Source organism: Rhizobium sp. 01L410 (genome assembly GCF_056400165.1).
Genome location: NZ_JBFTST010000017.1, coordinates 1 through 11829, shown reverse-complemented (window position 1 = coordinate 11829; position 11829 = coordinate 1). Strand labels below are relative to the sequence as shown.

General features: G+C 56.7%; 14 protein-coding genes. 9 read left to right on the top strand and 5 right to left on the bottom strand.

Features of this window, described 5'->3' with window-relative positions; translation table 11 throughout:
- Nucleotides 1-533: 533 nt before the first annotated feature.
- Entirely contained in the window at nt 534-1106 is a 573-nt protein-coding gene (locus AC1DV9_RS26920; protein WP_477950791.1) for a TetR/AcrR family transcriptional regulator, read from the bottom strand.
- A gap of 134 nt (nt 1107-1240) precedes the next feature.
- Between AC1DV9_RS26920 and AC1DV9_RS26915 the strand changes: the two genes are divergently transcribed.
- Together AC1DV9_RS26915 and AC1DV9_RS26910 are read left to right on the top strand one after the other, a co-directional pair.
- Nucleotides 1241-1588, top strand: coding sequence for a DoxX family protein (locus AC1DV9_RS26915; RefSeq protein WP_477950790.1), 348 nt, complete (start codon nt 1241-1243; stop codon nt 1586-1588).
- A 106-nt stretch (nt 1589-1694) separates the two neighbouring features.
- Complete coding sequence (locus tag AC1DV9_RS26910) at nt 1695-2270, top strand: flavodoxin family protein (protein WP_477950789.1); 576 nt, start codon at nt 1695-1697, stop codon at nt 2268-2270.
- 123 nt (nt 2271-2393) lie between these two features.
- On the opposite strand, the gene AC1DV9_RS26905 is transcribed toward AC1DV9_RS26910, so the two are convergent.
- Nucleotides 2394-2783 (bottom strand): winged helix-turn-helix transcriptional regulator, encoded by a 390-nt coding sequence (locus AC1DV9_RS26905; protein ID WP_477950788.1) that lies wholly within the window; start codon nt 2781-2783, stop codon nt 2394-2396.
- A gap of 81 nt (nt 2784-2864) precedes the next feature.
- Here AC1DV9_RS26905 and AC1DV9_RS26900 point away from each other — a divergent pair, with 81 nt between their 5' ends.
- Entirely contained in the window at nt 2865-3596 is a 732-nt protein-coding gene (locus AC1DV9_RS26900) for an SDR family NAD(P)-dependent oxidoreductase (protein WP_477950786.1), read from the top strand.
- A 78-nt stretch (nt 3597-3674) separates the two neighbouring features.
- On the opposite strand, the gene AC1DV9_RS26895 is transcribed toward AC1DV9_RS26900, so the two are convergent.
- Nucleotides 3675-4166, bottom strand: coding sequence for a hypothetical protein (locus AC1DV9_RS26895; protein WP_477950784.1), 492 nt, complete (start codon nt 4164-4166; stop codon nt 3675-3677).
- Between the two features lie 325 nt (nt 4167-4491).
- The gene (locus tag AC1DV9_RS26890; protein WP_310295778.1) at nt 4492-4896 is read right to left on the bottom strand and encodes a PAS domain-containing protein; all 405 of its coding nucleotides are present in this window, start codon (nt 4894-4896) and stop codon (nt 4492-4494) included.
- Nucleotides 4897-5871: 975 nt separating this feature from the next.
- Between AC1DV9_RS26890 and AC1DV9_RS26885 the strand changes: the two genes are divergently transcribed.
- Nucleotides 5872-6774, top strand: a complete 903-nt coding sequence (locus AC1DV9_RS26885) for a hypothetical protein (RefSeq protein ID WP_477950783.1) — start codon at nt 5872-5874, stop codon at nt 6772-6774.
- 197 nt (nt 6775-6971) lie between these two features.
- Here AC1DV9_RS26885 and AC1DV9_RS26880 read toward each other — a convergent pair whose 3' ends face one another.
- Entirely contained in the window at nt 6972-7148 is a 177-nt protein-coding gene (locus AC1DV9_RS26880; RefSeq protein ID WP_477950781.1) for a DUF3309 family protein, read from the bottom strand.
- Nucleotides 7149-7479: 331 nt separating this feature from the next.
- On the opposite strand from AC1DV9_RS26880, the gene AC1DV9_RS26875 reads away from it, so the two are divergent.
- The 5 genes from AC1DV9_RS26875 to AC1DV9_RS26855 all read left to right on the top strand — a co-directional run bounded on the left by AC1DV9_RS26875 (nt 7480) and on the right by AC1DV9_RS26855 (nt 11566).
- Nucleotides 7480-7641 carry a hypothetical protein gene (locus AC1DV9_RS26875; protein WP_310295772.1) on the top strand — a complete coding sequence of 54 codons (162 nt, stop codon included), beginning with the start codon at nt 7480-7482 and terminating at the stop codon, nt 7639-7641.
- Between the two features lie 878 nt (nt 7642-8519).
- A complete protein-coding gene (gene ku / locus AC1DV9_RS26870; RefSeq protein WP_477950779.1) occupies nt 8520-9437 on the top strand; it encodes a non-homologous end joining protein Ku in 918 nt (305 codons plus the stop codon).
- A 12-nt stretch (nt 9438-9449) separates the two neighbouring features.
- Nucleotides 9450-10280: a non-homologous end joining protein Ku gene (gene ku, locus AC1DV9_RS26865; protein ID WP_477950778.1), complete on the top strand. Its 831-nt coding sequence runs from the start codon at nt 9450-9452 to the stop codon at nt 10278-10280.
- On the top strand, nt 10267-10530 hold the full coding sequence (locus AC1DV9_RS26860) for a hypothetical protein (RefSeq protein ID WP_477950776.1): 264 nt from the start codon (nt 10267-10269) through the stop codon (nt 10528-10530). The genes ku (AC1DV9_RS26865) and AC1DV9_RS26860 overlap by 14 nt, the downstream gene beginning before the upstream one ends.
- Before the next feature lie 808 nt (nt 10531-11338).
- The gene (locus tag AC1DV9_RS26855) at nt 11339-11566 is read left to right on the top strand and encodes a hypothetical protein (protein WP_477950775.1); all 228 of its coding nucleotides are present in this window, start codon (nt 11339-11341) and stop codon (nt 11564-11566) included.
- Nucleotides 11567-11829 lie beyond the last annotated feature (263 nt).

The following is an 11829-nucleotide window of genomic DNA, read 5'->3' as shown; positions in this document are numbered from 1 at the left end:
ACTGGCGCAAGCAGCTGGTCAAGATCGGGCGTCGAAGAACAAGCGCGGCTATCACAGTCTGCGAGGCTAAGGATGTGGGTTGTCCGCCGCCGAGATTGGGGCACGTCCAGCTCTATTATGGCATTCGGCAAAGGACGGGCCGCCGCCCGCTCTCAATCCCAACGAACACCCAGCGACTGACAGCGGGGAACATCCTGGCGGCCAAACTGTTCCTGCATGACACGAACATGGAGGAACTGAAATGTCTGAAGACCTAAAGGTTGGGTTCACTGGGACACCGTCAGAACCTGCTACCGGCGTCCGTAAGGTCGCCAGTGGCGCACTGGATGCGGTGAAGCGGGAGACGAGCGCCGTCGCGGCGGGCGCGGTCGATCACCCGCACACAGCCACCAGTCTCTTCGTCGGCGTGGGCGCACTGGCATTCGTGGTTGGTTACGTGTTTGGCCGTGGGTCTGGGAATGACAGCTCCTCTTGGCGATAGCCGAGCTGGTAGGCTGCACCGTCTCGCCAGGTTCGGGAGTCGCGGGGTAAGGTCAAATCCCTTTCGCAAACATTGCAACAATGAGCCTCACCCGCTCGACGCGGTGCGAGGCCCTTATGCGACCGTGGCGTTCAAGCTCTGCCAATCCGTGCAAAGCTGCCCAGAAATATTCTGTCGCGACCTCGGGGTCAGAGCAAAACGGTTCCACGACGACCATCATAGCGCCAAATGTATCTCGCAGCACTTTGGGCGTATCGGACTTGGCGAATTGAAGGCCACTCGGCAGGACGAACATGGCTTCGTACAGAGCTGGCCTTTCGAAAGCGAATACGAGATAGGCCGTCGCAACGTCTCGGAGTGCGTCTATCGGAGGTGCGCCGTCGCGGACAGAGGCCCGCAACGCGGGGCCTAGCTCCGCAAAGCCCTCGAGCGCGACCGCGCCGACGATCGCGTCGCGATTTTCAAAATGGGCGTACAGGACCGGCTGACTGTATTCGATCTCTTGTGCAAGGCGTCGTACGGTGACGGAAGCCCAACCATCACGTTGTGCCAGCGTTCGCGCCGCGGCGACGATCCGCTGTTCCCGTTCCAGTCTCTCACGCTCTTTTCGCTCGCTGATACCCATTCTTTCACCTTCGATCCATGCAGGAAAGACTTTAGCGACCCTAATTAATCAGGGCAATGGTTGACAATCTAGCATCGCTATATTTAAGTTCATCGCTATCGTAACTGGGCGATTGAACCGAAGGGTCTTTCCGAATGTCCTACCTCATATCGTTTTCACTGGGCGATGCGGCGACGCTCGCGGCCGCTGCGGCATTTCTCGTGGGCAGCATCGTCAACGCCACCGCCCTTAAGACAATCCGCGATGAATTCGTCCGGTACGGATTTCCATGGTGGTGGTGCTGGGTTACCGCTTTGCTGGAATTCACGACAGCCATTCTCCTCGTCTTCCGTCCGACATTTGCGATCGGCGCTGCGCTAGGATTTTGTATCATGATCGCCGCAATCTTTGCTGTCGTCCGAGCTCGTGACTTCCGTCACACCCTGGCGCCGGCAGTCTTCCTACTTCTGCTCATGATCGCGATTACTGTCCAGGTCGCATAGCCTCGGCGACAAGCCCTTAACCTCAACCACCATCAAACAGAAACACTTCGAAACCGCGCCGACTCCCGTCGGCGAGGTGCAAAAAACACGGCTAAAGGAGCCAGCCATGACCATCCACTCACTTTCAAATAGCGTCGTCGTCTATCATTCCGGGTACGGCCATACCCACCGCATGGCTGAGGTGGTCGCCAAGGGAGCCGGAGCAGCGCTCCACGCCATTGATGCCGAGGGTAACTTGTCAGAAGACGGATGGGCGGCGCTCGATGCTGCCGATGCCATCATTTTCGGCGCACCGACCTACATGGGCGGACCAAGCTGGCAGTTTAAGAGATTCGCCGATGCATCTTCGAAGCCATGGTTCTCCGCAAAATGGCAGGATAAGGTTTTCGGTGGATTCACGAACAGCGCCAGCCTCAACGGTGACAAGCTAAACACGCTGCAATACTTCGTTCTTCTGGCGGGGCAACACGGTGGCCTATGGGTCAGCCTGGGTATCAAGCCATCAAACACCAGGGCGTCGCTACGAGACGATGTAAATCGGATGGGATCGTATATCGGCCCGATGGCGCAATCCGACGCCGACGCGCCCCCCGAGGAGATGTCGGTCGGCGACCTCGAAACCGCACGTCTATACGGGGCGCGAGTTGCTGGGATTGCGCGCCAGCATATGTCCACTCGATGAGCTCGACCGAGAAAGTTGGCAAAGCTCCGTACCCTTCCGCGCTATCCGCGGTAGGGTTTTAAGCAGCCACTCCCAAGGCCACTTGGGCGACGCCCGACGGCCTATCTCAACGACCGAGGTGGCTTAGCCCTTGGCCGCCTTGTCGTAGCGAACAGACGCAGCCTCGATGTGAGGCCCATTTTCGAGCGACCATGCGCAAAGCGCTTCGAACGGCTCGCGGAGCGAATGGCCAAGCGGCGTAATCGCATACTCGACGCCGATCGGTTGCGTTGGCAATACGGTCCTTGTCACAAGGCCGTTCCGCTCGAGCCGCTTCAATGCATCGGCAAGCGCCTTGTGGGTGATTCCGTTCAGACGCCGTTTGATCTCGTTGAAACGCGAAGGTTTCGGGCAGATCACAGTGAGGATCAAGATTGTCCACTTGTCGGCGATCTTGTCGAGAACAGGACGCACGACGGTCATGTTGTCGAGAGCGCACTGAGAAAGGGTTTCGAGGTCGGTATACTGGTCCATATCTAAGCTACTCAAGGTGCGTAATTGATATCAGATTTACGACGTATATCATCTTCGGACCATCAATAGGAAGGAAGTAGAATGGCCCGTATGCAGGACAAAATTGCGCTCGTCGTAGGTGGCGCAAAGGGAATTGGCTTGGCGATCTCGAACCGGCTGGCTGCCGAGGGGGCGACCGTCTTCATCACCAGCCGTCGCATCGACGATGTCGAAAAGGCTGCCGCCGAAATCGGGGATAAGGTGGTCGGCATCGCGGCAGACGCAAGTTCCCCAGATGACATGATAAACGTCGTGACCCAAGTTCAGCAGGCGCATGGACGTATCGATGCGCTCGTCCTAAACGCCGGAATTTCAGAGCCCGCCCAAATTAGCGAGGAAACGGTTGAACATTTCGACCGTCACTTCGACGTCAACGTACGAGGAACGGTTTTCGCTTTACAGGCAGCTTTGCCGGCAATGCAAGAAGGGAGCTCAGCCGTGCTCATAGGTTCAATCGCGGATGTCGCTGGCATCCCGGCCTACGGCACGTACGCCGCGACAAAAGCTGCGCTTCGATCCTATGCGAGGACATGGACGGCCGAACTGGCCAGCAGGGGTATACGGGTAAATGTCGTCGCTCCTGGGCCTACTGATACTGAGATGATGGCAGCGGTGCCTGAGGACGTCCGCGAGGCCTTGATCGCGCCCATACCCTTGGGAAGGATGGCACGTCCAGCTGAAGTTGCAGCGGCAACGCTGTTCTTGCTGAGCGACGAGGCGAGCTATATCGCCGGCGCTGAGCTGTGTGTCGACGGCGGCATGCGCCAAGTGTAGGAATTCTAACTGAACAAATTCGGACGTTCCAGCTCCGCCTGGAGCGTCTGACGCTCACCCAATCCTCTCCATCGTCAATTAAAATTCCGGCTTTTCACCTTCAGAATATCGATGTGCCATTCCGGTGTGCCGGGTCTTTACGGCCGCCCGATAAAACTGGGCGATTAGGTGAACCTGTCGCCCGACCGCTGTATTTTGCCGCTGGAGCAAATTGGGCGTGTCTGATCTTTGGTGATTTCGCAAGGTAGTCCGCCCGATGGGCGCCGCGATGTCGCCAAGATCTTCCGCATCGCGAAGTGATATGAAAATCCGACGAGCGACGTGTTCCCGCAGCTGTTCGATGACGCGATCCACGCCTGGCGGACCGGCAAGTTCGAGGGTGAGAGCGTGTTTTAAGCTGAGGATCCGGGGCCCGGTCGCGCAGCGCTCGGAGGTGGAGGCCGAAGATGCTGACAAAGCCGAGGATAATGCTCCCTCCGACATGCCGGAGGAACGCCGATCAAGCCCGATGATGCCGGCATCCGCATCGATCTGAAGAGCATCCGGGGGGCCAAAAGTGATGTTAGTCAAGATCGGACGTTTGTTAGATTAAAAATGGACGGCATTTCACCTTAAATTGGACGGTCATTGATTTAAGAATGGCCGTATGACTGATCATTCGAATTCGAAGCCCCGAGGCGAGCCTCTGTGCTTCCGTCTGAGACTGAAGCCTGCCGTCCTCAGAGAGTAGCCATGGAGCGGGTCGCAAGGCCGCTAGCAAGCGGAAGGACGGGCGGCGTCAGGACGCGCGTTGGAGACCGATAGCAGCAACGCCCTGGAATCCACCACCGCCAACTGGTCTTGATCCGAAGCCAGGTGCTTGCTCCCTGACCCTATAGTTCAAGGGTTGGCGGCTTCAGTGATTGGCATCCTGCTGTTCATTCTCCGCGATGATCACCATGCCTGAATATGCCACGAGTGTACCGTCTCGCGTATGAAACGCTCTGCCGAAGGCCGCGACGGCTTGATAGGTGTGTTCAAAACTACGAACCCGGTAGACTTGCTGCTGCGGGATGTCCGCCACGATCGTATCTGTTATCGCTTTTGCCAGTGCTGGCCGGTCCTCGGGATGAACTTTGTCAAGGTAGGAATCAAGGGGTAAGCCGTGCTTGGCGTCACCTGGGTCGACACCAAAAAGACGAGCGACAGCGCCGTCAGCAAACACGAGATTAGACCGTATATCCCAGGTGTAGATGCCCGGCTCGCCCGGCAATTCTACGCCCACTTCAGTCGAGAATACTCGGCCAACTCCAATGGACATTGCTGCTCCCCTTGAATTGTTAAGGAGAAGCTAATGCTACGTCGAACAACTTCAAGACGCATGGACGTTGTGTCCAAACTATCGTTCAGCTCGATTTGGCTGCTAGACGATTTAGCATTTCTACCAAGTCCGACACCGACCTGGCATTTGGTTTTTCTTGGATCACGTCATCAGACACATGTCCGTTTATTAGGCCAGAAAGCCGGTTCAAATGAGTTGATAGTGCAGATTGGTGAGACGTCTTCTTCGGCAGCGCCGACGCGCCCCTAGACTGTTCTAGGAGCCGTGCGAGGATCTTCTCAATACCGTGCCTCTTGGTGTTTATATCGGATAACATGACGTGCCTCAAATCGGAGTGAAGTGTCCTTATATTCAGATCGGGACACTTATGCTAGAACAATAGAATGACATTCAATTTACCGGGCCTATCAATCTAGGGTCACTGACGGAGCGTCGGTTGAAATATCATTGGGAGCCTTTGGAACCAGCGAGGAATGCCGACAAGCCTTGGTTTTGTGAAGAACGACGAAATCGACCCTCATTTTACCGACGTAGACATGCCCGGAAGCGTTTTGTCGCGAAGCCAGCTTCGGGTTCAAGTTACTTGAGTTGATCGCCTCTACAGCTGCTTAATCAAACAGTTCAGATCGGCTTGGTTGCTGCGTGAGCACCACTGGCGCGCCCCGCCGCAAGCGATATGGTCACGCAAGGTGGGAACCCAACGGACGGCTGACGTCGTTACAAACTGATCGTCATAAGGCCGCGAGGCTTTAATGTACTGGCAAGCCAAGTCCCGGCTTCAACTCAACCCGAATAAAGCTCTGGAACCATTGTGCAACTCCGTCGTTTGATGCTCGCAAGATATTCATTTCAAAAGGAGTTTTCATCATGGGTCGCGGCATTCTACTCTGGCTTCTCGGTGTTCCCCTGCCGATCATAATTCTTCTCGCTCTCTTCGTAAGATAGGGGTCAAAGATGTCTCTTTTGGAAACACAGGGAGGTATTCCCGTCGAATCCTCCAGATCCGCCATCTCATGGGGCCCGATTTTGGGGGGCGCTTTCGCGGCCATCGGCGTCACGCTCATTCTCTTACTTCTTGGCTCTGGTGTTGGCCTGACGATAGTCTCGCCCTGGTCTGGGGAGAGCAGCTCCGCGGCCACCGTAGGCATTACAGCCGCGATCTGGCTTGTCGTCGTTCAATGGCTCTCTTCGGCGCTTGGCGGTTACTTGACTGGACGGCTCCGGACGAAATGGGCAGCCATCCATACTAACGAAGTCTTCTTCCGCGACACTGCCCACGGCTTCATCAGCTGGGCCATAGCGACGGTTTTCGTGGTGGGTTTTCTGGCTTCGTCTCTAACCTCGCTGGCAGGCGCGGGCGCAAGTGCTGCAGGTGCCGCGGCAACGGCGGCTGGAGCGGCTACAGCGGCGTCCGCCACTTCGACACAACCCGATCTCGCGACTTCCTATTTCACAGATGCCCTTCTGCGGCCTGAGCGCGTCAGCACGAATGCTTCAAGGGACGACGGCGCGGCTTCGGCCGAGATTTCGAGAATTCTGTTGAACGACGCCGCGAAGGGCGAGATTCCGGAAGGCGACAGGACCTACATCGCGAGTATCGTTGCCGCTCGGAGCGGATTGTCAGAGGCGGACGCCCGTACTCGGGTAGACGCGGTCCTCAAGCAGATCGACGACGCTAAGGTCGCCGCGCAGACTGCTGCTGACAAGGCAAGAAAGGCCGCAGCCACGACGGCGCTTGTCGGATCGATTTCACTTCTCATCGGTGCCTTTATTGCTAGTGCCGCTGCAGCTCTTGGCGGTAGCCAGCGCGACGATGAAGAGGATGTCCTCCTGATGGGCCGCGGCCCGCTCGCGTAATCCGTGTGCAAAATATTCCGTCGATGGTGTCACCATCGACGGATTTCCCTTCTATGCAGGTGTTCCCACCGTTTCCACACGAAGTTATAACTGTTACGGCGCTTTCCGTGGCTTACGTTTGCAAAAAAAACCGTGGGTAGGAGACCCACGGTTTCATATTTTTTCTGAGGACAGTCGGCCCCCCTCCGCCGCGTATGTCACACAGGAGCTACGGCGCCTCCATGGAGCCCACCCAACAGCCAGAGAACGATCAAGACGACGACAATCAGACCGAGGACGCCGCCGAGCCCGCGGCCTCCATAACGGCCGTGAGCATAGTAGCCGCCGCCGCCTAGCACGAGGATTAACACGACAATAATCAAAAGGGTACTCATGCGTTTTCTCCGAGTTTCTACGAATCAAATGACTTCGACCCGGACCTAAAATGACAGCATTTGCGGCCCAGCTACGGTAAACACTGGACACGCTGGGATTGTTCCCGCTCTAGGCGATCTCCAAGAATATCCGGTCGGCGACGAGAACACATCAGCGAGCCGGTGAAAGTTCCCGCGCCAATGCCCTTCGAGCCGACTCAAGAGTGTTACCGATGAGGGGCGGCTATGGAATTCCGTCCGCAGAACCACCATATCTCATCCAAGCGGCAGCAGTCCCTTCGAGAGGGACCATTGATAGCGCTGCATCACCACAGAAGCACGGGAGACCATCATGACTGACGCCAAGGGCGCACCTGCGTCCGAAAAACCTTACGACGCAATCACGCTAGCGAAGAAACACAGGATCTCCGTCGAGGACGCACAGACGATCATCGAGGAGCACGGAGACAATCGGAAGCTCGTCGACAAGGCCGCCAGGCGCATCGCTGCCTAGCCCGCAGGTCAAGGAGTTCGACAATGACTATACAGAAAGGAAGGGCAGTCGAGGCTGCGTTGACGAAGACGCAGCGCGATGCAGTCACTGCGATCCGACGGTTTCGTCACCAACGGAAAGTCGGCAGTACATGGCTGGTCGGAGACCGTCGTCTCTCTCGGGGTGTCATTTCTGATTTGGAGAAGATGAGGCTTGTCCGAGAGGTGACGGCAGGCGGCAGTCCCGTCCTCACCTACATCGGTGAAGGCGACTGAGACCATAGGCAACGGCTCCTCATTCCTGCAAATGAAAAGGGCGCTTCTCGACATCACGTCGGAGCGCCCTTGTTCGGAGATGGCGACGTTGCGGCGGGGCCATCGTCCGAGAACAGTATCTGAGCGGATTCGCAAATGCCTCGCAAGTGACGCCTTTCTTCCCGCTTTCGATGGGGCAAGCTCTACCCACATCCTTTCCACTGTCTATCCACAGGGTATCCACAGGCTAGCTGATTGATCTCAGGGCACTCTCGCCTTTCGCCGCCATGGTGTGGATAAATCGAGTGCGACGAAATGGTAACAGAGGGCTTTCCATTGGCCGAAACGGGATTCCGTTTAAGAGTCGATAGGACTATGGTCGCCAACGCTTTCCTTGAGAGCAGGCGGCGGACCTCGGAGAGCGCGGCGGCGAGCACTCGATGCTCCCGCCGCTTCCACGCTCTGGCGAAACGGCCATCTTCCACCGTCTACGACCTGAAGTCGAACTCCACTCGCCGAGCTTCGTACTGGAATCAAAGTCTGAGCACGATTCCGTAAGTCATTGAAAAATGATTCGTTTCGAGTCGGAACGAATCAGGCTTGCACGTCTTTGAGTCACGAACCAAGTGATTCGGAGTAAACCGTATGGCATCGGCACACCGCGCCCAATGGAAGGGCTTCCTCAAATTTGGCGAAGTGAGCTGCGGCGTCGCGCTGTACACGGCTGCGTCCACAAGCGAGCGCATCACTTTTAACACCATCAATACGGCGACGGGTAACCGCGTCAATCGCGTGTTCGTCGACAGCGAGACCGAAGAACGCGTCGAGCGGGAATCTCAGACCAAAGGCTTCGAGATCGAGAACGGGCAGTACATAATCATTGATCCCGAGGAAGTTGCGGCAACGATCCCGGAAAGTAACAAGGCGCTTGAGATAGATGCTTTCATAACCTGCGCCGAGGTCGACGATGTGTATTTCGACAAGCCTTATTACCTGACTCCGGACAAGATGGGGGCCGACGCGTTCGTGGCCCTTCGGGACGGCATGAAGAAGTCGAACGTTGCAGCCATCGCCAGAGCTGTTTTGTTCCGCCGGGTGCGCTCGGTGTTGATCCGCCCCCATGGCAAGGGTCTGATCGCAACCACCATGAACTACGACTACGAGGTCCGATCCTCGAAGAAGGCGTTCGAGGAAGTTCCCAAGCTGCAGATCGAGGGCGAAATGCTCGATCTCGCCAAGCACATCATCAGCACGAAGAAGGGCACGTTCGATCCGGCAACGTTCGATGACCGCTATGAAGCCGCCCTCGCCGAATTGGTGAAAGCCAAAATCGAAGGCAAGGCGCTGCCGAAGGCGAAGAAAATTGAAGTCTCGAAGCCAAACGACCTGTTGGCCGCGCTCCGCGAAAGTGCTGGCCTGCTGAAGTCTGGGGCTCCAACCCAGTCCAAACCGAAACGCACTGCGGCCAATGCCAATCTGGGCACAGGTCGACAGCGCGCCGCGCGCGGGGTGGCCGCGAAGGCCGCCTCCTCCAAGGCCGCTCCGCAGCGCAAGGCAAGCTAGGGACATCGATCGATGGCACCCAAATATTATTGGAAAGGCTACCTCAAGCTCTCGCTCGTCACCTGCCCGGTCGCGATGACCCCGGCGACGTCTGGGTCCGAGAAGATTCGCTTTCACACACTCAACAAGGACACCGGGAACCGCGTCGTTTCACAGTACGTCGACTCCGTCACTGGGAAACCCGTCAAGGAAGGCAACGACGCCAAGGGCTATGCTCGTGGCGAGAATGACTACGTGGTCCTCACGGACGACGATCTCGACCGCGTCGCTCTCGACTCCGTTAAGACCATCGACATCGAGAAATTCGTCCCTGCGGATTCGATCGAGTGGGTTTATCTGGAGAAGCCTCACTATCTTACCCCCGACAACGCCGTCGGCAACGAGGCCTTCGCGGTTATCAGAGATGCCATGAAGTCGGACAACGTCGTCGGCGTCTCGAAACTCGTGATCGGTCGCCGTGAGCGTGCCGTCATCCTCGAACCCCGCGAGGAAGGCATCGTCCTGTGGTCACTTCGGTTCGGCGGCGAAGTGCGCCCGGAGGAAAGCTATTTCGAGGACATCGAGGACGAAGCCGATCCCAATCTGATCCCGCTGGTGCAGAAACTGATAAAGCAGAAATCGGTACACTGGTCGCCCGACATGGTCAGGGATCCAATACAGACGAGCTTGCTAAAGCTGATTGCCGAGAAGAAGAGGGCGATGAAGCCGAAGAAGGCGGCCAGAGGCAAACGTTCGGATGCCGCTCCGAAGGACAACGTCGTCAACATAATTGATGCTCTGAGGAAGAGCGTCGATGCCGATCTCCGAGGTAGAAAGGCGGCCTCATCCCATGCATCTTCTTGAAACCAAAGTCGCTCACGAAAAGACAGGGTGGCGCGTAGACTTTCTTGGCGACGACGGGGAGTTGGTGTCGATCAAGGTCGCTGACGGGCACGCATTCAGCGAGGAAGAGGCCATCGTTCACGCCAAGGAGGTAATGGTGCAACTGACTGCATTTGGCACCCGCGGTGGCGGTCGAAGCATTAACGCCTATGACGCTGCGAGCAATGGCAACTTCGACGACGACGAGCCGCCGTTCGGTACTTGGCACTGATATGTGATATTTGGCAGATGGCACGCGTGAATGAGACGTTTTTTCCTCACACGCCTGATGTCGCGGCTTCACGCTGCCTTCAAGCGAAGCTGTGCCTGGGGCAATGGTGGCTCGCTTGATGAAGGTGAATGGCATTATCGCTGAAGATCCGGAAGACGACAGACGCTAATTAAAGCGCCTTTTACAGTTCCAAAAAAGCGCGGCCGCTTTGGTCGTTCCGGGCACGGTCGGGCTACAATCTCGGAATAGTGCGACGGCGTACCAACACTGTCACGAAAGCATCGCCCAAATGCAGAGACGCAAATCCGGCTGCCATGGCGTCGAACTATGCGATAGTCCGGCTTCTATACCTACCCCTTGACTATTGCTTCATGAATGGCGCGCGCGACCTCAGGCTTGTCGCTCATCGAGATAGCACAATATGGTTGGCCCCGCTCAGCACTAAGGGCATGAAAGGCAAAAAGCGCTGCAAGTGGAGCATGCCCGTAACACCGTGTCTGAGTTGCGTTCCAGGTGAATAAGCCTTCTACGCCAGCACGTGTGAGTGCCGAATCGCATTTCATCCATCCTTGTCTGGGTCGCGTCGCCTTCCTGTCGAGTCCAATCGGTGGAACAGACCGCTCTCGCCGTCGTTACTGCATGAGTATGGAGAAGAGCATGACACGCTACCTTGACACGCCGACCGCCGCGGAGCCGCCAAAGCCTGACCTAAACACGCACATTCGCACCAATCCCAGAGTGAAGGGGATACTATGGACGGCGGGAATTGGCATGGGACTTCTCATCGTGATCGCTGCTGTGATTTCTCATGTCCTATAAGGATGCCAGATCGGTCGATAGCCGCAACCATGTCAGAGAGGATCGCTACCAGGCAATCCCGGGCGAGGACGGCTGGACGGTGGTGGATCGCTTGAGCGGTCTTCCAGCGGCTTCCAACGGCCGCGACTTCATCAAGTTAAGAAAAACAGACGCGCGCGACATTTCAAATGAACTCAATAATTGCGAAAGAGAGGGCAAGCAAAGCCCGCTACTGTAATCCTCTGATCGAAAATTTGCGCATCGGTGCTTACACGGGAAATCCACATACTGTGATAACTGAGCGGCCCGCCAGCAGCTATTCCGGGGTGTTGGGCCGCTTTTAGAGGCTTCTTGTTGGTTTCCATGCGGAACTGAGCCGGTTTTTCCACCGAGAAGTGAGCCACCTCTCAGTATGGTTTTCTGATCAGGGTTTGGTCAAGGGATTGGCCTTTTCTCCTCTCTTCTGTGCTGCTGCGGCCGAGCTGGCCTTGAAGCGAAAGC

What these genes read in the sequence shown, in the direction of transcription:
- AC1DV9_RS26920 (WP_477950791.1), bottom strand. Translation starts at nt 1,106, where the DNA reads ATGGGTATCAGCGAGCGAAAAGAGCGTGAGAGACTGGAACGGGAACAG.
- AC1DV9_RS26915 (WP_477950790.1), top strand. Translation starts at nt 1,241, where the DNA reads ATGTCCTACCTCATATCGTTTTCACTGGGCGATGCGGCGACGCTCGCG.
- AC1DV9_RS26910 (WP_477950789.1), top strand. Translation starts at nt 1,695, where the DNA reads ATGACCATCCACTCACTTTCAAATAGCGTCGTCGTCTATCATTCCGGG.
- AC1DV9_RS26905 (WP_477950788.1), bottom strand. Translation starts at nt 2,783, where the DNA reads ATGGACCAGTATACCGACCTCGAAACCCTTTCTCAGTGCGCTCTCGAC.
- AC1DV9_RS26900 (WP_477950786.1), top strand. Translation starts at nt 2,865, where the DNA reads ATGGCCCGTATGCAGGACAAAATTGCGCTCGTCGTAGGTGGCGCAAAG.
- AC1DV9_RS26890 (WP_310295778.1), bottom strand. Translation starts at nt 4,896, where the DNA reads ATGTCCATTGGAGTTGGCCGAGTATTCTCGACTGAAGTGGGCGTAGAA.
- AC1DV9_RS26885 (WP_477950783.1), top strand. Translation starts at nt 5,872, where the DNA reads ATGTCTCTTTTGGAAACACAGGGAGGTATTCCCGTCGAATCCTCCAGA.
- AC1DV9_RS26880 (WP_477950781.1), bottom strand. Translation starts at nt 7,148, where the DNA reads ATGAGTACCCTTTTGATTATTGTCGTGTTAATCCTCGTGCTAGGCGGC.
- AC1DV9_RS26875 (WP_310295772.1), top strand. Translation starts at nt 7,480, where the DNA reads ATGACTGACGCCAAGGGCGCACCTGCGTCCGAAAAACCTTACGACGCA.
- ku (WP_477950779.1), top strand. Translation starts at nt 8,520, where the DNA reads ATGGCATCGGCACACCGCGCCCAATGGAAGGGCTTCCTCAAATTTGGC.
- ku (WP_477950778.1), top strand. Translation starts at nt 9,450, where the DNA reads ATGGCACCCAAATATTATTGGAAAGGCTACCTCAAGCTCTCGCTCGTC.
- AC1DV9_RS26860 (WP_477950776.1), top strand. Translation starts at nt 10,267, where the DNA reads ATGCATCTTCTTGAAACCAAAGTCGCTCACGAAAAGACAGGGTGGCGC.
- AC1DV9_RS26855 (WP_477950775.1), top strand. Translation starts at nt 11,339, where the DNA reads ATGTCCTATAAGGATGCCAGATCGGTCGATAGCCGCAACCATGTCAGA.